This is a genomic window from Pseudomonas sp. ZT5P21 (genome assembly GCF_054897785.1).
In genome coordinates, this window is the sequence record NZ_CM142705.1 from 3323685 (window position 1) to 3342793 (window position 19109).

A 19109-nucleotide genomic window follows, 5' to 3' on the forward strand; every position below is an offset into this window, starting at 1 on the left:
GATCTGCACTAACACTTGCAACTGCTCACCGCTTAAAGTGCCATCCCTAATCAGTGGATTGCCCACCAGAAATGGCTGATATCTCTCAAGGCAGTTGCCTTTGCGTCTCAGGCTGACATACCCAGCCTAAGGCTATCTCCTCGTCAGGCGCGTCAGTGGGCCGACGCGCTTGTTCGGCAATGTGCCTATCAAGACTGTACGAACGCCAAAAGGTCAGCATTCAATCTTTCCTTGTGTGTATCGGTTATACCGTGGGGCGCACCTTCATAGTCGATCAGCTTGCTGTTCTTGATCAGTTTCGCCGAAGCCCTGCCCGCTGCATCGATCGGGACAATTTGATCGTCGTCACCGTGAACGATCAAAGTCGGTATGTCGAACTTCTTCAGACCCTGCGTAAACTGACACGCGCAAAGCATGCGCAAATCGATCGGGGGCGGACTACGTAAATCCGGCAAGCTGGAAAGTTGCAGGGGATTTTCGGAGACGCACGATTCCCATGGAATATGCAGCACTGTCGATCGCTAATCCAGATACCGAGTCTGTCAGCCAGATCGCCCTGCGATTCGGTTTTTCCGACAGCGGATGTATGGCTTCCGATTATCACAGGCTATTCGGCGAATACCCCCGTCAAACGCTAATGCGGTCCCTGCCGTGAGCGCCTGCGCCTAGGGGTGCGGCAATGTCTTCGCGGTTTTGAGTGATTGCGCCGGCAACGTACCAAAAAACTGGCGGTACAGGCCGGCAAATCGCCCAAAGTCCCACACACCGAAGCGCGCGCAAATGCTGGTGATCGTATCTTCCGGGCCAGCATGACGGATGGCGGCACGGATCCCATGCAAGCGGCGGATCATCAGGTAACGATGGGGACTCATGCCCAGGTATTCGTTAAAGACATTGCGCACGGTGCGTTCCGAGGCGCAGGTCGCCTGACAGATGTCTTCGGTGTAAACGGACTGGATATCCAACGTATCCAGCAATTCAAGCGCTCGCTTGAGTATCTCTTTATGGTCCCGATGGTGCCGCGGCGCGGCTTGCAGCGGGTCGACGGGCAGGAGCGTGCGGAACACCACATCCATCACCTCCCGGCGTGCGGCCTCCTCCGCCCCCTCGGTGTGCAGAACCTCCGCTGCGTGGGCCTCGATATGGAACAGACGACGTGCCAGCCACAGTAACGGACCAAGGTTGCGCTGGGCGTTGCTGACCATGTTGCGATGCAAAACGAAAAAGTCGAACTCATCTTCGCGTACGGCTGCCCAGCGCAACACTAACTCACAGGACATCGCGACCGTCAGCCAACTGGCCGGACTTTTCGCGTTGATATGAAACATGGCATTGGGCACCATCCAGCCAATTCGCTGGCGATTGAATGGATGGCCGTCGACCACCGTCGACTCATGCCCCGTCAGCGGCAGGAAAATATTGAAATAACCTGGCAGGCCGATGCCCGTATACACCGTACCGGCGCCCTCTCGGCCACTCATCAGTGCCACGCCGTCCAGGTCAACGACGTTGAGTTGCCAGTCGCGCTGCTGCCGCGTGCGGAGCACGTAACGGCCCTGCACCCCGTACAACGCTTCTTCGAATTCATCGAACTCCGAGCAGATCAGCTGCATCGACGCACCTCACTGCCCCCGAACAGTTGAAGGCAGCCTCCCGGCCAGATCAGTCCAGGTAATCAGCGTAGCTCACAAAAACCGCAGGCAAATGAACGCGTATGGCCGTCCATCTGCCCAATCTGCGCAACAGATCAACGACTCAGGTATTCAGTGGTGGAAATGACCGGCGCATAACCGAAGCTGAGGGCGGCCATGAACGCCGCATGCACCTGCGCGGCGGGGACCTTGACCCCGTTAAACTCAAGGTCAAGGGTGGCGCACGCATCGTGCAGGACGGTGGTGGTATAGCCGAAATCCACCGCCGCGCGGGTCATTCCGTCCACGCACATGTGGCTCATGTTGCCGACGATGACGACCTCGTTGATCCCGTGGCGGTCGAGGGTTGCTTTCAACTCGGTTTCACGGAAAGAATTGATGAAATGCTTGAGCACCACCGCGAATTCGAGAAGTGACGTGACTGATATCGAAGCTCTCGATTGCTCGCAGCGCTCCACCGTCCGGCACTGTTCGAAGCTTCATGAACGAACGCATCATCTGAAAAATGCCGCAACGCAGACTACGTAAAACGGCAAATCGGGAGCGGAGATGGAGCTATGCGATGGGTAGAGTCAGTGACTTTGAGGACAACCTGCGCGCGGCGGATCGACGATGGTTGGGATGCAGCCCTTCGCGAGAGGCGGCAATCGGTTGTGGATTCAACCGGTCGACGCAACATCTCAGAGTTACCGGTTTCCTTGAAGGTTGATGGGTTCAACTGAAAGGTGCCGACGACGCATCAGGCGATAGGCTGCCGGAATGACAAAAAGAGAGAGCAAGGGGGCTGTGATCATGCCGCCTACCATGGGCGCGGCAATGCGGCTCATCACTTCGCTACCAGTCCCACTGCCCAACAGGATGGGTAACAGGCCGGCAATAATGACGGCCACAGTCATGGCCTTGGGTCGAACGCGCTGCACAGCGCCTTCACGAATCGCCGCGACCAGACCGCGTTCGGTGCTGTCGCCGAGGTCTTCTCGTTCCGCCCAGGCGTTCTTCAGATAGAGCAGCATGATCACACCAAACTCGGCAGAAACACCGGCCAAGGCTATAAACCCGACCCCGGTGGCAACCGACAGGTTGAAACCCAACAGATAGAGGAACCAGGCTCCGCCAGTCAGTGCGAATGGCAGAGTGGCCATGATCAACAAAGCCTCATCGAAGCGGGCGAAAGTGAGGTAGAGCAACACGAAGATGATCAACAGTGTGGCAGGCACCACCAGCTTGAGTCGTGCGTTGGCCCTTTCCAGAAATTCGAACTGCCCTGAGTAACTCAGACTCATGCCGGGCTGCAACTTGACTTGCTCATTGACGACCCTGCGCAGATCGGCGACCACCGAGGCGATGTCCCTTCCCCGCACATCGATGTACACCCAGCCTGAAGGCCGTGCGTTCTCGCTCTTGAGCATCGGAGGACCGTCCGTGACCTTGACCTTCGCCACTGTGCCGAGTGTGATCTGGCTCCCTAACGGGGTGTAGATCGGTAATTGCTCCAGGGCGCCGATAGAGTCACGCCACTCACGCGGATAACGTACGTTGATCGGGAAGCGTGCAAGCCCTTCAATGGTCTCCCCGACATTTTCACCACCGATAGCGCCAGCCACAATGGACTGCACATCGGCGATATTCAGTCCGTAGCGGGCGGCGGCGTTGCGGTCGATATCCACATCAATGTAGCGGCCACCGGTCAGTCGCTCGGCCAGAGCCGAACTGACACCGGGTACGCCCTTGGCCACACGCTCGACTGCCTGAGTAGCGGCATCGATCTCCGTTAGGTTGGTGCCGGCAACTTTCACTCCGATGGGACTCTTGATCCCCGTGGCAAGCATGTCGATACGGTTGCGAATCGGCGGAATCCAGATATTGGTCAGCCCAGGGACTCGTACCACTCGATCCAGTTCTTCCACCAATTTTTCCTGGGTCATGCCTGCACGCCATTGCTCATGTGGTTTGAACTGGATCGTGGTTTCGAACATTTCCAGCGGTGCCGGGTCGGTGGCGGTTTCGGCACGCCCCGCTTTACCGAAAACGTGTTCGACTTCAGGCACCGTTTTAATTAGACGATCAGTCTGTTGGAGCAACTGCGCCGCTTTCTGCGCCGATAATCCCGGCAAAGCAGAAGGCATATAGAGCAGATCGCCCTCGTCCAAAGGCGGAAGAAACTCACCACCCAGGCGCGACAATGGCCATAACGCACTGACAAAAACCAATAGCGCCACCAGCAGGGTGACTTTGGGACGACGCAGCACCGCATCCAGCGCTGGCTGATAGAGTCGAATCAACCACCTATTCAATGGGTTCTGTTGTTCACTAGGGATTCGCCCCCGAATCCAGTAGCCCATCAGCACTGGCACCAAGGTTACTGACAATCCCGCTGCTGCGGCCATGGCGTAGGTCTTGGTGAAAGCCAACGGGCCGAACAGCCGCCCCTCTTGCGCTTCCAGGGTAAACACCGGAATGAAAGACAGGGTGATGATCAACAAACAGAAGAACAGCGCCGGGCCTACCTCTGCCGCTGCTTCGGTCATCACATGCCAATGACGCTCACCCTTCAGCTCCTCTCCTGGATTGGCCACGTGCCACGCCTCAATTTTTTTGTGGGCGTTCTCGATCATCACCACGGCGGCATCGACCATGGCGCCGATGGCGATGGCAATCCCACCCAAGGACATGATGTTGGCGTTGATGCCCTGGTAGCGCATGACGATGAAGGCAATCAACACACCAACCGGCAGGGAGATAATCGCCACCAGCGATGAGCGCAGATGCCAGAGGAAGATGCCGCAGACCAATGCTACGACAATGAACTCTTCGATGAGCTTGTGGCTGAGGTTTTCCACAGCGCGGTCAATCAGCTTGCTGCGGTCGTAGGTGGTAACGATTTCCACCCCGGCCGGCAAACTGCTTTTCAGTTCGTCGAGTTTGGTTTTGACCGCTGCAATGGTCTCGCGAGCATTCTTGCCGCTGCGCAAAATCACCACGCCGCCGACAGTCTCGCCTTCGCCGTCGAGTTCAGTAATGCCACGCCGCATTTCCGGTCCCAACTGAATCGTGGCGACATCGCCAAGGGTCACCGGCACACCGCCCGAGCCGAGCTTGAGCGGGATCGCCCGAAAGTCATTGAGCGTCTTCAGATAGCCGGTAGCGCGCACGATGAACTCGGTCTCTGCCATCTCCAGCAAGGCACCACCGGTTTCCTGGTTGGCCTTGCCGATAGCTTCGGTCACCTCAGCCTGAGTGATACCGAGGCTGGCCAGTTTGAGCGGATCAAGCTGTACCTGATACTGCTTGACCATGCCTCCCACGGTGGCCACTTCCGCAACGTTGGGCAGGGTCTTGAGTTCGAACTTGAGGAACCAATCCTGAAGTGCGCGCAGCTGCGCCAGGTCGTGTCCTCCACTGCGATCCACCAGTGCGTACTGATAGATCCAGCCCACCCCCGTCGCATCCGGTCCCAACGCCGGCTTGGCGCTGGCCGGCAACCGACTTTGTATTTGGCTCAGATACTCCAACACCCGCGAGCGAGCCCAGTACAAGTCAGTACCGTCTTCGAACAGCACGTAAACGAAGCTGTCACCGAAGAAGGAATAACCACGCACCGTCTTGGCTCCCGGTACTGAGAGCATGGTAGTGGCTAGCGGATAGGTTACTTGGTTCTCGACAATCTGCGGCGCTTGTCCCGGATAAGGGGTGCGGATGATCACCTGAACATCGGAGAGATCTGGCAGCGCATCAATGGGTGTGCTTTGCACCGACCAAATGCCCCATGCCGTGACAAACAGAGTCGCCAGTAGCACTAGGAATCGGTTGGCCACTGACCAACGAATGAGGGCAGCAATCATGGCTGGCTCCCCGATTTATCCAGGCGCTCAACACGCAGACCATCATCGGTCTGGCTCACCGCAATCCGAACCTTGTCGCCCGTTTTTAGGCCCTGCATCAGCGCCGGACTGGCGAGTGGGAACGTCATCGTCATGCCAGGCATGCCCAGCGTCTTGAAAGGGCCATGGGCGAGCGTGACTTCTTTATCGTTGATCAAAACGATCTGCCCATCCGCTTCATGGAAGCTGGAGGCTGCTGCGCTGGGTGGTGACTCTTCCTCCGTGTTTACAACAATGCCCTTGAGACTGGCCTCCGAGTCCAGCAAGAACTGGCCAGAGGTAACCACCTTCTGGCCTTCTTCCAGTCCTTTCAAAATAGCAGTCTTGCCATCGCTCTCCTGCCCGAGTTGCACCTCCACTGGACGGTAGCGGCCGGCGTCTTCGGCGAGCATCACCAAGGCACGTCGGCCCGTGCGAATCACCGCCTCGCTCGGCACCCACAACACACTCTGCTCGGTCGAACGATTCAGGCGTACCTGCGCTGTCAAACCCGGCCTGAGGCGTGCGTCCGGATTAGGTATTTCAACACGTACGCGAAGGGTGCGGCTGTCCGGATTGGTCTCGGGCAAAATCGCGCTGATCGTGCTATTGAGCATTGTCCCCGGGAAGGCTGGCAGGCGCGCTTCGACCGCCTGCCCCACGGTGATCGATCCGGCCTCCGATTCTGGAACGGCCACGGCTAGCCAGACACTGCTCAGGCCATTGACGCGTGCCAGAGTATCGCCAGTCGCCACAGTCATACCCGCACGGACATTCAGTTCTTGCAGCACACCACTAATGGGGCTGGTGAGCGTCAGGTAGGGCTGAACCTTACCGCCACGCTCTACCTGAGTAATCAGTGTTGCCGGCATCCCTGTGAGCCGCAGTCGCTGGCGGGCCGCAGCCAACAGGTCAGCATCACTGTTGAGCTTGAGGGCAAGAAACTCTGTCTGGGCGGCGGCCCACTCCGGCACCAGGATATCCGCCAGTGCCGCATTGGCTTTGAGCACATCGCCTGGAGCATGGGCATAGACCCGCTCCACAAAGCCGGTGGTGCGTGCCTGAATCACAGCGACGTCACGTTCGTTGAACGCCAAGACACCTGTCACATCGAGGCTGGAGTCAAAGACTCCACGGGTGACTGTTGCAAAACGCAGACCGAGATTCTGGCTGAGGCTTGGATCGATAGTGACGGTCGCACGATCCCCTGCGCCACTGGCGTACTGGGGGACCAGTTGCATGTCCATGAAGGGGGACTTACCCGCTTTATCGAACTTTTGCTGCGGGTACATGGGGTCGTACCAATACAGAGCCTTGCGTTCATCCGATAAATTGAGGCTCTGATCTGGGGCGGTAACTGGTACTCCACTCATGCGCTGGTGAGCGAACCAGTAGCCACCGGCAACACCCAATGCCAGCGAGATGCCTACCAGCAATGCCCCGTTCCATTTTTTAAGGATCATTGGCTGGACTCCCCATATGCAAAATGCAGACGCGCACTGGTCAGTGCTCGCTGCTCCTCCACGTCGACCTGTTTGAGGCGGGCTTCGATGAGTTCACGTCGGGCGGCAACAACGGCGTTTAAATCGCCTTTGCCGGCACGATAACTGGCCATGCTGAGTTCGACCTTTTCCTCGGCCAGCGGCAACAGGCTTTCCTGGTTTCGACGCACGGCAAGATTCAGGCGCTCATAGTCAGCGAGTTCGTTTTCAAGTTGCTGTGTGTGCTCGCGTGACAGGGCTTCGCGCTCGGCCTCAAGTTGGCTGACTTCAGCCTGTTTGGCCACGATTTTGGGGTTTTGGCGAGAGTCAGGAAACAGCGGTAGGTCCCAGGAAAATTGCACGCTGACCATATCGCCAAACTCACGGCCACGGCGCTGGTAATCCAGTTCCCAGCTCCAGTCCGACTGCTTCTCCGACACGGCTTCACGAACCTTGGCTTGTGCTTCGCGGGTCATCGGCGCAAACGCTGCCAACTCGGGGTGGTTTTGCAGTTTATGAGGGTAGTTTGAGGAGTCGACGCTCCATTCAGGCAAGCTGCCCACAGGCTTGTCGTTGGCGGCGGAGCCAATCCAGCGTTTGAGGGCTGCTCGGGCCTGCGCTCTCTGGAGAATCAGATCGTCCTGTTGCTCCGCCAGTTGAGCCGCTTCTTGCTTAGGTGTCACCGCATCGACGGGTTGAGCGCGGCCACCGGCAATCTGTGCCCGGACGGTATCGGTCAGCAGGCGGTTTTCTTTGTAGAAGTCCTGGAACAGCGCATCTTTTCGCTCAACCGAGTAGCTGCTGATCCAAGCCAACGCCGTGGACTGGCGTACCTTCAGACGTTCGACTCGACGCTCCGCAGCGGCGCGATCAACGGCCGCATCGGCGACCTCGATGCGGGCTTTGCGTTTTTCGCTGTTCGGCATTTCTTGCCTGACTCCGACCATTTGCATGGTCATGAAGTCTTGGTCGATGCTCCAGCGATCCGGACCACCAATGGGGTAGTTCTGAACACCGAGCAACAGTTTGGGGTCAGGAAGCTCCCCGGCTGGAATAGCCGAGCTGCTGGCAGCCTGAATTTTGGCGTCTTGTGCGGTCAGCGAAGGTGCATTGTTTTCGGCCAGCCGCAACGCTTCATCGAGTGTCAATGCAGCAGCGAAGCTCGGCAATGCCAGTACACTTGCCGCCAGACCGGCCACGAGTGACCAACCTGTGCAATAGCACTTGGAGTTCATGTTTACGATTCCTGTGATCATCCACTGCACGCATCAAATGACATGCGCGCAGCTAGTCCACCCCGCTAATACGGAATGAGGCTCAATGTGGGACAGGAATCAAACGCGAGGCGGTCGCCATACCCCGGACGGGGTATGTACAGGTAGGGAATCTCTGAAAAAAGACAGCGCTACGGGACTGAACACGGTTACAGGAGGCTTGAGGATCGAGACTTGCAGCATCCCGCTCGACTTGCATTCCTGGCCCGGCTTACAAGGTTTGCCGTGCTCGGAAGGGCTTTCCATATCGTTGCAGCAGTCCATTCCCATGTCGTCCATCATCGCCATGCCCATCGTCTTCATTGGGCACGGTTCTGTCGGTGCCTGAACGCCCGCCATCCCACTAAGGGGAAGCGCCAAGCTGATCATGAAAATGATGCAAAACCGCAGATAGCGTTTCATGGGCTGGAGTGTAGTCGCTGGAAATGGCTCTTACAATTGGACTCGTGTCATCAACAACCTGTTGGCAGGCTCCGACGTCGGCGATAACACCGGACATGAATTAAGCCAGCATTATGTGTAAAAAATAGACGTTTATGCGAGCTGTTGACCAAACGCTTCGTAGTCATTATCGGTAGCGAGCAGGCTTGAGGTACGGAGCATTTCATCTCTACTACCAAGCGAATGGCTTCTGCTTTTTCCTCGGCGTTAACAACCCGATATCCCATGATGCTTCCTTAGGTCGATACTCCTGCATCATGGTCCAAAATCATTGAGCCACAACAGATTGCAGGCATCCGCGAAAGCGCCCTCCCATAACCTGCCGTCGTCACGACAAGCGATGCGTTCGAATTGATTGCCGGTGGCGATACCGGCTGTCCCTTAAACCTGTCAGTGAGCGGATAACGCTCCGGTCAACCTCGCACAAGACTAGGGTGAACAAGCAGTCCCATTAATTGCCGGAGTTCGTCGCATGTCTTATGACACAAGCATCAACAAGCGCTTCAAGGATGAAACCGATGGGCTGACCGGCGAATACTGGGTGGAATCCATGTCGGATGGTACTCCTATGCTGATTCGTGAGTTGGCAGAGGCGGATCGGGATCGGGATTTAGCCTTTTTCAACGACCTCGGCAAAAGCAAACCGCATTTTCGTTTTCTAGCCTCGTTCAGCAATCTGGTAGAACCCCACGACCAGCTCATGGACATCAATCTGCACAATCGCATGGCCTACATTGCTCTGGCATACGAGGGCAAGCAGCTCATTGAAATCGGTACCGCCCGTTATGGGGCGTACGAAGGCGATGCTCATTGCGAGTTCGCCGTTGCTGTTGGTGAACGGTGGCAACGACGGGGTGTCGCCACTGCACTGTTACAACATTTGATGGATACCGCATCACGCCAAGGCTTCAGCAAAATCTCGTCAATGGATTCGTCAGGTAATGAGGCGATGCACGGCTTGGCAGTGAGTATGGGATTTACCAGCAGAAACGATGACCAGCATGGGCCACAGATTTTTCATGAATATGTTTTAACGCCCTAGTTTCAAAGCGGCAGCCGAGGTCGCCGATGCGGCCATTGATCACCCAATCACTCTCGCATACACCGCTCGGTCAACATTCCCGCCGGACAAAATCACCCCCACCCTTCTGCCCACCATTGCTTCACGCTCCTGAATGAGCGCTGCCAGGGCCGCCGCGCCTGCCCCTTCAGCGAGGTTGTGGGTATCGGTGTAATACACGCGCATGGCCTCGGCAATCTGGTCTTCGCTGACGGATACGATTCGTGCCGCCGCCGCCCCGTAGAGGGCAAAGGCCTCGGGAATTGGCTTGCGCACGGCGAGGCCGTCGGCAAAGGTATTCGCCGAAGCGGTTTCGCATAGGGCTCCAGCCTCAAACGATAACTTAGCGGCCGCAGCCTCTGTGGAAACCACGCCCACCACTTGGGTGTTCAAGCCCAGCGCGTCGCGGGCAGCAATCACCCCACAGATTCCCGAGCCACAGCCTATCGGCACGTAGACGGTATCCAGATCCGGTGCAGCCTGGAACAGCTCCAGCGCATAGGTGGCCACGCCTTTGACCAACTCAGTGTGGAATGGCGGCACGAGGTAGAGGTCATGTCGTTTCGCCAGGCGTGCGGCCTCTTCGCGGGCCTCATCGAAATCGCGGCCATACTCAACCACTTCGCCGCCAAAGCCGCGCATGGCGTTGTTTTTTTCAACCGAATTGCCTTCCGGCACGACGATCAGCGCCCGCAACCCCAGCGCGCTGGCCGCCAGCGCCACGCTCTGGCCATGGTTGCCACGGGTAGCGGAAACAATGCCCTTCACGCCCGGGTGGACGCGTTTGAGCCAGTGCATGAAGGTAATGCCACCGCGCACCTTGAAAGCCCCCGTCGGGGTGTGGTTTTCATGTTTGACCCATACCGTGCAACCCAACCGCTCCGCCAGCAATGGCCAAGCGTACTGGGCGGTGGCGGGCATGACCTGGTATACGTGGCGAGCCGCTTGTTCGATTTCGTCGCGAGTCAGTCTGTACATAACGCAGCCTCCCTGAGATTTTGCCCAGTCTAGACAGCGGTGCAATACGCTGGCTTTCAAAAAACCGACCTGACTTTTGTGCCCGCTCTTCACTACTATGGTGTTTATGAGCCATCGAAACTGTCTGCAGCCATCGTTCGTTCCTGAACCGGTCCGCCGTGTCGAGGCCGGGCCTTGGGCGATCGAATTGTTGCCCGGCTCCGCCTACGCTACCCGGTACGTAGCGACTCATGCGGCGATTGGTTTTGCCTTCGACAGCCAGCGAGGCCTGCACGCCATCGGCAGCGACCGAGTGCAGCCCTTCGTTGCCACGCCCAACAGCCTGGCGTTCGTCCCGGTCGGTTGTGACGTGTTGTCCGAGTCATCCAGAGGCGGTGAATACCTGCGGATCATGCACGCAGACAGTAAGGAATTGAGGGGGGATCGTGCATTCAACAATCGCATTGATCCGCAGGCCATTACCCTCGCGCTCCGAATGCGCAGCGCGCTGTTGCATGCCTCGGTGGATGACGATTGGGAAGCCTGGGCACTCGCCCTGGCTGAACGGGCGAAGGGGCACCAGGCGATGCCGGCACCGTCCCAAGGGTCTATCACCGGCAGCCGGATGCGCTTGCTCGATGAGTTCATTGACGCTGGCCTTGATGGCCCGCTCAGTGTGCAGGCGATGGCAGGATTGCTTGAACTGTCCGAAGGTTTTTTCACGCGAGCATTTAAGAGTTCGACGGGTAAAAGCCCGCATAGCTACCTGATCGATCGACGGCTCGCCAAGGCCCGGGACCGTCTGCGCGACTCAACAGCCAACCTGTCGGAGATCGCCCTCATCTGCGGTTTCAACTCCCAGGCGCACATGACAACCACCTTCAAGCAACGCCTGGGCGTGAGTCCGGCGCAATTGCGTAAATCTTGAAGTTGCGCGGTCCATGTCCAGAGTTCGGGTTGGACGGATATGCGAGCGGTAGGACGGGTCGAACCATGTCCTGGTCGCAGTCATTTGAAATGTACAGCGTTCCTCGACACAATCGCGTCCCGATCCGGCCGAAGGCGCTGGACGTTCGTGGTGAAAAGGGGCAGCAGTTGAACGAACAGACATTGTCCATGCGCCTGGAGCGCGTGGCGGCGCATGTGCCAGCAGATGCGCGCCTGGCCGATATTGGCTCGGATCACGGTTACCTGCCGGTGGCGTTGATGCGCCGTGGCGCCATCGCCGCTGCGGTGGCCGGCGAGGTGGCGTTGACGCCGTTCCGCTCGGCCGAACGCACCGTGCGCGAGAACGGCCTGAACCAGCGGATCACCGTGCGCCTGGCCAATGGCCTGGAGGCGATCGAGCCGGGAGACGGGATCACGGCGATCAGCATCTGCGGCATGGGCGGCGAGACGATCCGCGACATCCTCGACAGCGGAAAGGCGCGCCTGAGCGGCCAGGAGCGTCTGATCCTGCAGCCCAACGGCGGCGAGCAGCCACTGCGCCAATGGCTGATGGACAATGGCTACCGCATCGTGTGCGAGGAACTGCTGCAGGAAAATCGTTTCTACTACGAAATCATCGTCGCCGAGCGCGACGGACCGGTGATGTACACCGCCGAGCAGTTGTACTTTGGCCCGCTGCAGATGCAGGCCCGCAGCCCGGAGTTCCTGTTCAAGTGGCAGCGCATGTTGCGCCAGAAGCAAAAGACCCTGGCCGACTTCGCCCGGGCGCGGCAGGCCGTGCCCGTGGAGAAGGCGCAGGACATCGCCCGACAGGCCCGATGGATCATCGAGCTGCTGGCTTGAGCCTGGTCCAGGGTTTCTCCAACCCTGGGCGCAACCGACAAAATGCGAAAAACGATGGACTGCGGTTCTCAACGTCAGCCTGGCGTCTAATCTGATGAGTACACGACTGCACAAACGCTGCTAGCCGCCTATTGCAGGAACATGCCATGACCGGACAATCAGCACGCCAATGCTCGTCATGGATTCTGTCCTCCCTGTTTGCCATTAACCTGGCATTGTTCGCGGGATGTTCAGGTAACGCGTCGACGGCTCGCTATTCAGCGTTGAGCACAGGCTCAAGCTGCTATGCCAAAGCGCTACCCACCTCCGGTGAGGGCGGCCTCGCTTGGGGGGACACCTTGAACATGGCGCGCCAGAAATCCCTGAGTAATTGCATTCGCTATGCCGGCCGTTCCGGCGGCACGCCGGATACCTGCCAGGTGGTGTTGGCCGAGTGCAGAAATCAGGCGCCGTGAGGCCGCTCGGTAATTTGATTTCTGCCGCCCCCCGTTTGCCCCGCCAAAATACAAAATCCCCATGTGTTCTCTTCGTTCTTGCCTGCGTCGCAGTTCTTCACTGCCCGTTCCTGTTCGTCTGGAGTTTTCTCAATGCCCTCGTCCAGATCCCTGCCCACTGCACTGCTGGGCCTGGCCCTTGTTTGCCCGGTAACGGCCGACGCACAGGGCCTGGAGCTCGGACAAGTGCTGATTGAGGCTGAGGACCGGAGCGGCGAAGACGCGTCGGTCGAGGACGCCAAGGCACGCCTTGCCGAAGTGCCCGGCGGCACCAATGTGGTTGACCTGCGCCGCCCCCTGCAGGGTCGCGTGGCCAGTAACCAGGATGTGCTGGCGTATCAGCCAGGGGTTTATGCCCAGTCTGCGGGTAACGAAGGCGTGAAGATCTCGATCCGCGGATCGGGGGTCAACCGTGCACCGGGCGCCCATGCCTCGGGGTTATACACCCTGCTCGACGGTCTGCCGCTGACCGGCCCGGGGGGCACGCCCTACGAATTGCTGGAACCACTGTGGCTCGACCACGTGGAAGTGCTGCGCGGCGCCAACGGTTTCGACAGGGGTGCCCTGGCTTTGGGCGGGGCGATCGATTACGTCAGCCACACCGGCTACGACGCGCCGCTGTTGCAGGTGCGCTATGCGATGGGGAGCCACGGTTACATGCAACGTCAGGTCAGCTCCGGGCAAGTGCTGGGCGACTTCGACTACTACGCGGCGACGACCGACGCACACTCCGATGGCTACCAGGATCACACGGCCAGCGAGAGCCAGGGCGTCATCGCCAACTTCGGTTATCGCTTTAACCCGAACCTGGAAACGCGTTTCTACCTGCGCTATCGCCAGACCGACAACGAGCTCGCCGGGCGGGTGAGCAAGCATTCCATCGAGCACAACTCTGTGGCGGCCAACCCCGCTTACGTGACGCGGGACGACAGCCGCGAGCAACCGGGCAGTACCTTCGTCGGCAACAAGACCACCTACTACATCGATGACGATTCGAGCATCCAGACCGGCCTTGCCTACCACGACTATCCGATGGAATTGCGCGAGGGTCCCAACCGTTTGAAGGTGGCGTATACAGACGTCAGCGGCACATTCGACTATAAGCGTCGCGACACGCTCTGGGGCCTGGAAAGCCATAGCACGCTGGGTTTGCGCACGACCAGACACCTGCCGAATGCCGGCGCCAGCGAGCTAGTGCGCATCCCCACCGGCAACACCGCTGGCTATGCGCCGGGCACGCACATACGCAACTTCACTTACCAGGGTTCGGACAACGTTCTGCACGTGGGCAATGATCTTAAGATTGCCGACGACCTGTGGCTGACGACCGGCCTCGCCGCCCTCTACACCCGCCGCGAAAGCGCCGTGACCTACCCGCAAGGAGGTGGCAAGACCAGCCTGAACGATTGGGACTATGCACCACGACTGGGCTTGCGTTACCAGCTGACACCTGAGGTGCAACTGTTCGGCAATCTCAGCCGCTCGGTCGAAGCGCCACACCCCTGGTCGCTGATCTACAGCTCCAACATTCGATTTCCGGCAGGCAGTGGCGTCGCCACAGGTGCCCAACGCGATCCGGTCAAACTGCAAAACCAGACCGCGACCACACTGGAAATCGGCGGCCGTGGCGACAGCGCGATGGGGCAATGGAGCCTGGCCTGGTACTTCGCCCAAGTGCGCCACGAATTACTCTCGGTGTTGCCGGACGCAAACGCCACCACACCCTACGAACTTAACGCCAGCCCTACCGTGCACCAGGGCATGGAAGCCAGCCTGCAGAGCAACCTGTGGACGCGGGACGATGGCGGCCAACTGAGCTTGCGCCAGAGCTATACCTTCAGTGACTTCCACTACCGCGACGACGACCGCTTCGGCGACAACCGCCTGCCGGGCCTGCCGATGCACTACTACCAGGGCGAACTGCGCTACGACTGGCCTCTCGGCTTTTTCGCCGCGCTCAACACGCAGTGGGTGTCCAGGGTTGCGGTGGATTACGCCAACAGCTATTACGCCGATCCCTACGCGCTGTTCGGCGCGACTCTGGGCTACAACGCGCCCAAGGGCGACTGGCAGACCTGGCTGGACATGCGCAACCTGACTGACAAACGCTACGCCGCCACCGTCACTCCCGGCTATGACGACAAAGGGCTGGACGCAGCACGATCCACACCGGGTGAGGGTTTCGGAGTCTATGCCGGGGTGTCGTGGAGTCTGCGCTGAGGCCTTGTGCGCAGACTCATCGACGGGTCAAAACTCAACTCAGCGATCGATTCGAGCCTCAAGCATCCGTGCTTGAATGTCTCATTTTCACAGTGACGAACATCTTGATGCGATCGTGAATTTCCTGGAGAGCGTGCCGAAAAGGCTCATGCCTTTCACTGGTTGCGGGATTCTCGAAATTCCACGTCATCACTTCCTCCGAGAACGGCATCTTGCCTGCCTCTTCCGATGACTTGTCACACAGCGTGATGACGTAGTCGAACGGCTGACCTTCAAACTCGCCGATTGATTTGCTGCGCAACCCGGTGGCGTCGACGCCGATATGTTCGAGCGACTCGAGCGTTCGCGGGTCGACCTCACTGGGTTCGAGACCCGCACTGAAGGCTTCGAAGTGCTGGGAGTCGGTATTTCTCAGGAGCGCTTCCGCCATCAGCGAACGAATGTCATTTTGCGCACAGACGAACAGCACCCGGGATTTTTCGGTCATGAACAAAGCCCTCTCTCGATACAATGAACGGGACAACGGTTGCTGTTATTAGAGCAGTGTTTTTGACTATGGGGAGTCTTGGCCGATGGGGAGCACCAATATCGCTGTACATTGGCACTACTGGTCGGGGAGTGGATTCGCTACTATGAGAGTCATTCGAACCTGCACGTTTTAGCCCTTTGGAGCCCCGAATGCCAAGTCAAAAGGACATCGCAGCCGACAGCGCCGCACCGGTAATTCCTGACCAGCGTCGTGAGCTTATTTTGCGGCAATTGCGCAAGCACCAAGTGCTGAGCGTTCACCAGTTGATGGAGATGTTCGACTGCTCGCACATGACCGTGCGGCGCGATATCGCCCTGCTTGAGCAGGAAGGACGCGCCTATTCGGTAACCGGTGGGGTGCGTATTGCCAGCCAACTTCACAGTGAGCCCAGCCATCAGCTCAAGGCAGTGGTCGAGTTGCCGCAAAAGCAAGCCATGGCCAGGCTCGCTGCCCGATTACTGCAACCCGATATGACGATATATCTGGATGCCGGTACCAGCACGCTGGAGATCGTTCCCTACATAAAGACACTGCCTGGCATGACCGTGGTGACCAACGATTTCGGGGTGGTACAGGCCTTGCTGGACGCGCCGCAGGTGACAGTGATTCACACTGGCGGACAGCTTGATCACTCCAACCATTCCTGTGTCGGCGGACTCGCAGTTGCCACCTTGCGTCAGGTGGTAACGGACATCGCTTTCATCTCCACCAGTTCCTGGGATCTACGGCGCGGTATTACCACCCCCTCTGCTTTGAAAGTCGAGGTCAAACAGGTGGCGATGCAATCGGCCTCGCAAGTGGTACTGGTTGCCAGTAGCTCGAAGTACGGAACATTCAGCATGTACAAGATCGCCGGGCTTGAGCAGTTCGACATCATCATCAGTGACGATGAACTGGCGGCGGCTGCGGCCGATGGGATTCGCAAGCAAGGTGTCGAGTTACTGTTGCCGGCTGATCAGAAACCGACCTGAGCAAAAGGCTACGGCACTGACCGGGGCCTCCCCCGCTGACATTGCCTCCAGGCAACGCAGCGGCAAATAAACATCGAGGGTCAGAGCGCCTTCCAGTCCCGCAACCACTGCAGACCCGCGGAGGTATCACCCTTGGGGCGGTACTCGCAGCCGACCCAGCCGTCGTAACCCAGCTGATCCATCAGGTCGAACAGGTAGGGATAGTTGATTTCCCCCAAACTTGGCTCATGCCGATCAGGTACACCGGCAATCTGAATGTGGCCGATACCGTCAACGTCGCGACGAAGCTTGGTGGCCAAATCCCCTTCCACGATCTGACAGTGATAGCAGTCGAACTGCACTTTCAGATTACTGGCGCCGACTTCCTTGCAGATCGCCTGCGCCTGATCCTGACGATTGAGAAAAAACCCTGGCATGTCTCGTGTATTGATCGGTTCCAGTAACACCGTGATGCCCGCCTGACTCGCCTGAGCCGCCGCGTACGCGAGGTTATTTAGGTACACGGCGTGGTGGCGTGGGCGGTCGCTTTCCGACGGCAGCAAACCGGCCATCACATGAATACGCGTGTTGCCCAGCACTGCGGCGTATTCCAATGCGCGATCGAAGCCGGAGCGAAACTCAACCTCGCGGCCAGGCAAGGTCACAACGCCCCTCTCCCCTGCCGCCCAGTCACCGGGCGGCGCGTTGAACAGGGCCTGAACCAGTCCGTTATCACTCAGTCGCTGCTTGAGTTCTTGCGCGCTGTAATCGTAAGGGAAGAGATACTCCACCGCTTCGAAACCGTCGGCAGCCGCCGCCGCGAAGCGATCCAGAAATTGATATTCCGGGTAGAGCATGCTGAGGTTGGCAGCAAAACGAGGCATGTTAACTCCTTGGAGAATGGGTCAGACAAAAGGCCAGATCACCAGCGTGATGCAGAAGCCGAGCGTTCCGAGCAGAGTAGTGATCACTGTCCAGGTGCGCAGACCGTCAGCCACATTGAGTCCGGCCAGTTTGGTGAAAATCCAGTAACCGGCGTCGTTGATGTGGGACATGGCCAGCCCGCCACCGCCCATGGCAAGGCATAGCAGTGCCATGTGATTAGGGGTCAGGTCAAGGGTGGCGATTAGCGGACTGATGATACCCGCAGTGGTTACCAGCGCCACGGTAGTGGAACCCTGCACCGCGCGCAGCAGCATGGTCAGTAGAAACCCCAGAGCCAGCACTGGCAACCCTGTGGTACGTAGCAGGTCTGAGACCACTGCGCCGATCCCGGTGTCCACCAACACTTTACCGAACACACCACCGGCACCGGCGATCAGGATCACCATGGCCACACCGGGCAACGCCGAACCGATGACATCGGACACTTGGGTGCGACTCCAGCCACGCCGGGAACCGAGCAACCAGGCGCAGAGCAAAGTATCCAGCAACAGCGCCACCAGCGGTGCGCCGAGCACGGTCAAAATTGCGCGCAGCGTCGATTCGGGCGGTAGTAATGAATTGGCCAGGGTACCTAAGAGGATCAGGACGATCGGCAACAGGATCAGACCTGAGATCAGCGCGAAACCGGGCGGCGGTGCGGGCGGCAGCTTGGCAACAATACTGCTGGTGGATTCCTCAAGCCCCATGTGAGCCACCGCAGCAGCGGCTTGTACGGTGTTGCTTCCATTGCCGTTTGACCAAGCAGCCAGGTCTTCGTTGGTCACATGGGGGCCATAGACTTCAGCGCGGATATCATCGGTCATTGGATAAAAGCGACGAGTCATGCGCCCCGCCACTCGGTAGCCGACGTAGCACAGGAATGCCGTGATCGGCAGGCCGAACATCAACACTCGACCGAGGTCGGCACCCAATTGACTGGCAGCGGCCACGGCCCCCGGATGAGGTGGCAGGAACGCATGCACGGTGAGCAGAGCCGCGCACATCGGCAAGGCAAACATCAGCAGCGGTTTGCGTGCTCTACGAGCGACTCCGTAGGCCAGCGGCATGAGAATGATCACCCCGACCTCGAAGAACACCGGTACACCGATGATAAAGCCGGCAACTGTCAGCGCCAGTGGCGTACGGCGATTACCGAATCGCTCGATCAAGGTTTTTGCCAAGGCCTCGGCGCCGCCCGAGAGTTCGATGATCCGTCCGATCATCGCGCCCAGGGCAATGATGATCGCGATGTGGCCGAGGGTCTTGCCCATGCCGCCTTCAATGGTGGCCACCAGATCCGCCGGTTTCACCCCGGCCACCAATGCCACCAGAATGCTCACCAGCATCAGGGCCACGAAAGGTTGAAACTTGTACTTGAGCACCAGGAAAAGCAGGAGTGCGATCCCAACCCCGGCGGTTATCATCAGAATGAGCGGGCTCATAGCTGCTGCCCTCCACGCCGAACCTGGGATAGGT

15 protein-coding genes and 2 pseudogenes are annotated in these 19109 nt (G+C 58.7%); 6 read left to right on the forward strand and 11 right to left on the reverse strand.

The annotated features are described in order from the left end of the window. Positions 1–188: 188 nt before the first annotated feature. The 7 genes and pseudogenes from ACYZT9_RS15500 to ACYZT9_RS15530 all read right to left on the reverse strand — a co-directional run. Positions 189–398: pseudogene (locus tag ACYZT9_RS15500) on the reverse strand (alpha/beta fold hydrolase); the annotation flags it as partial. Positions 399–665: 267 nt separating this feature from the next. Next, positions 666–1613 (reverse strand): AraC family transcriptional regulator, encoded by a 948-nt coding sequence (locus ACYZT9_RS15505; protein ID WP_462006304.1) that lies wholly within the window; start codon positions 1611–1613, stop codon positions 666–668. Between the two features lie 134 nt (positions 1614–1747). Continuing rightward, positions 1748–2050, reverse strand: a pseudogene (locus ACYZT9_RS15510) (isochorismatase family protein); the annotation flags it as partial. A gap of 288 nt (positions 2051–2338) precedes the next feature. Further along, complete coding sequence (locus ACYZT9_RS15515; protein ID WP_462006305.1) at positions 2339–5494, reverse strand: efflux RND transporter permease subunit; 3156 nt, start codon at positions 5492–5494, stop codon at positions 2339–2341. Beyond that, complete coding sequence (locus ACYZT9_RS15520; RefSeq protein WP_462006306.1) at positions 5491–6975, reverse strand: efflux RND transporter periplasmic adaptor subunit; 1485 nt, start codon at positions 6973–6975, stop codon at positions 5491–5493. The genes ACYZT9_RS15515 and ACYZT9_RS15520 overlap by 4 nt, the downstream gene beginning before the upstream one ends. Beyond that, positions 6972–8228, reverse strand: a complete 1257-nt coding sequence (locus ACYZT9_RS15525; protein WP_462006307.1) for a TolC family protein — start codon at positions 8226–8228, stop codon at positions 6972–6974. Before ACYZT9_RS15525 ends, ACYZT9_RS15520 begins: the two co-directional genes overlap by 4 nt. Positions 8229–8327: 99 nt before the next feature. Next, positions 8328–8669 carry a hypothetical protein gene (locus tag ACYZT9_RS15530; protein WP_462006308.1) on the reverse strand — a complete coding sequence of 114 codons (342 nt, stop codon included), beginning with the start codon at positions 8667–8669 and terminating at the stop codon, positions 8328–8330. A 511-nt stretch (positions 8670–9180) separates the two neighbouring features. Between ACYZT9_RS15530 and ACYZT9_RS15535 the strand changes: the two genes are divergently transcribed. After that, positions 9181–9750, forward strand: coding sequence for a GNAT family N-acetyltransferase (locus ACYZT9_RS15535; protein WP_462006309.1), 570 nt, complete (start codon positions 9181–9183; stop codon positions 9748–9750). 39 nt (positions 9751–9789) lie between these two features. Here ACYZT9_RS15535 and ACYZT9_RS15540 read toward each other — a convergent pair whose 3' ends face one another. Beyond that, positions 9790–10746 (reverse strand): threonine dehydratase, encoded by a 957-nt coding sequence (locus ACYZT9_RS15540; protein WP_462006310.1) that lies wholly within the window; start codon positions 10744–10746, stop codon positions 9790–9792. A 97-nt stretch (positions 10747–10843) separates the two neighbouring features. Between ACYZT9_RS15540 and ACYZT9_RS15545 the strand changes: the two genes are divergently transcribed. From ACYZT9_RS15545 to ACYZT9_RS15560, 4 genes are all read left to right on the forward strand, one after another. Continuing rightward, complete coding sequence (locus ACYZT9_RS15545) at positions 10844–11653, forward strand: helix-turn-helix transcriptional regulator (RefSeq protein ID WP_462006311.1); 810 nt, start codon at positions 10844–10846, stop codon at positions 11651–11653. A gap of 167 nt (positions 11654–11820) precedes the next feature. Continuing rightward, entirely contained in the window at positions 11821–12516 is a 696-nt protein-coding gene (locus ACYZT9_RS15550; RefSeq protein WP_462010231.1) for a tRNA (adenine(22)-N(1))-methyltransferase, read from the forward strand. A gap of 146 nt (positions 12517–12662) precedes the next feature. Continuing rightward, positions 12663–12971 (forward strand): hypothetical protein, encoded by a 309-nt coding sequence (locus tag ACYZT9_RS15555; RefSeq protein WP_462006312.1) that lies wholly within the window; start codon positions 12663–12665, stop codon positions 12969–12971. Positions 12972–13103: 132 nt separating this feature from the next. Then, positions 13104–15230, forward strand: coding sequence for a TonB-dependent receptor family protein (locus ACYZT9_RS15560; protein ID WP_462006313.1), 2127 nt, complete (start codon positions 13104–13106; stop codon positions 15228–15230). Between the two features lie 58 nt (positions 15231–15288). Here ACYZT9_RS15560 and ACYZT9_RS15565 read toward each other — a convergent pair whose 3' ends face one another. After that, positions 15289–15717: an arsenate reductase ArsC gene (locus ACYZT9_RS15565; protein WP_462006314.1), complete on the reverse strand. Its 429-nt coding sequence runs from the start codon at positions 15715–15717 to the stop codon at positions 15289–15291. A gap of 191 nt (positions 15718–15908) precedes the next feature. Between ACYZT9_RS15565 and ACYZT9_RS15570 the strand changes: the two genes are divergently transcribed. Beyond that, positions 15909–16730 (forward strand): DeoR/GlpR family DNA-binding transcription regulator, encoded by an 822-nt coding sequence (locus tag ACYZT9_RS15570; protein ID WP_462006315.1) that lies wholly within the window; start codon positions 15909–15911, stop codon positions 16728–16730. An 80-nt stretch (positions 16731–16810) separates the two neighbouring features. Here ACYZT9_RS15570 and otnI read toward each other — a convergent pair whose 3' ends face one another. Both otnI and ACYZT9_RS15580 read right to left on the reverse strand, forming a co-directional pair. Continuing rightward, a complete protein-coding gene (otnI, locus tag ACYZT9_RS15575) occupies positions 16811–17593 on the reverse strand; it encodes a 2-oxo-tetronate isomerase (protein ID WP_462006316.1) in 783 nt (260 codons plus the stop codon). 21 nt (positions 17594–17614) lie between these two features. Continuing rightward, positions 17615–19075, reverse strand: a complete 1461-nt coding sequence (locus ACYZT9_RS15580) for a GntT/GntP/DsdX family permease (RefSeq protein WP_462006317.1) — start codon at positions 19073–19075, stop codon at positions 17615–17617. Positions 19076–19109: the final 34 nt, after the last annotated feature.

What these genes read in the sequence shown, in the direction of transcription:
- ACYZT9_RS15570 (WP_462006315.1), top strand. Translation starts at nt 15,909, where the DNA reads ATGCCAAGTCAAAAGGACATCGCAGCCGACAGCGCCGCACCGGTAATT.
- ACYZT9_RS15555 (WP_462006312.1), top strand. Translation starts at nt 12,663, where the DNA reads ATGACCGGACAATCAGCACGCCAATGCTCGTCATGGATTCTGTCCTCC.
- ACYZT9_RS15565 (WP_462006314.1), bottom strand. Translation starts at nt 15,717, where the DNA reads ATGACCGAAAAATCCCGGGTGCTGTTCGTCTGTGCGCAAAATGACATT.
- ACYZT9_RS15535 (WP_462006309.1), top strand. Translation starts at nt 9,181, where the DNA reads ATGTCTTATGACACAAGCATCAACAAGCGCTTCAAGGATGAAACCGAT.
- ACYZT9_RS15520 (WP_462006306.1), bottom strand. Translation starts at nt 6,975, where the DNA reads ATGATCCTTAAAAAATGGAACGGGGCATTGCTGGTAGGCATCTCGCTG.
- ACYZT9_RS15530 (WP_462006308.1), bottom strand. Translation starts at nt 8,669, where the DNA reads ATGAAACGCTATCTGCGGTTTTGCATCATTTTCATGATCAGCTTGGCG.
- ACYZT9_RS15515 (WP_462006305.1), bottom strand. Translation starts at nt 5,494, where the DNA reads ATGATTGCTGCCCTCATTCGTTGGTCAGTGGCCAACCGATTCCTAGTG.
- ACYZT9_RS15545 (WP_462006311.1), top strand. Translation starts at nt 10,844, where the DNA reads ATGGTGTTTATGAGCCATCGAAACTGTCTGCAGCCATCGTTCGTTCCT.
- otnI (WP_462006316.1), bottom strand. Translation starts at nt 17,593, where the DNA reads ATGCCTCGTTTTGCTGCCAACCTCAGCATGCTCTACCCGGAATATCAA.
- ACYZT9_RS15580 (WP_462006317.1), bottom strand. Translation starts at nt 19,075, where the DNA reads ATGAGCCCGCTCATTCTGATGATAACCGCCGGGGTTGGGATCGCACTC.
- ACYZT9_RS15525 (WP_462006307.1), bottom strand. Translation starts at nt 8,228, where the DNA reads ATGAACTCCAAGTGCTATTGCACAGGTTGGTCACTCGTGGCCGGTCTG.
- ACYZT9_RS15540 (WP_462006310.1), bottom strand. Translation starts at nt 10,746, where the DNA reads ATGTACAGACTGACTCGCGACGAAATCGAACAAGCGGCTCGCCACGTA.
- ACYZT9_RS15505 (WP_462006304.1), bottom strand. Translation starts at nt 1,613, where the DNA reads ATGCAGCTGATCTGCTCGGAGTTCGATGAATTCGAAGAAGCGTTGTAC.
- ACYZT9_RS15560 (WP_462006313.1), top strand. Translation starts at nt 13,104, where the DNA reads ATGCCCTCGTCCAGATCCCTGCCCACTGCACTGCTGGGCCTGGCCCTT.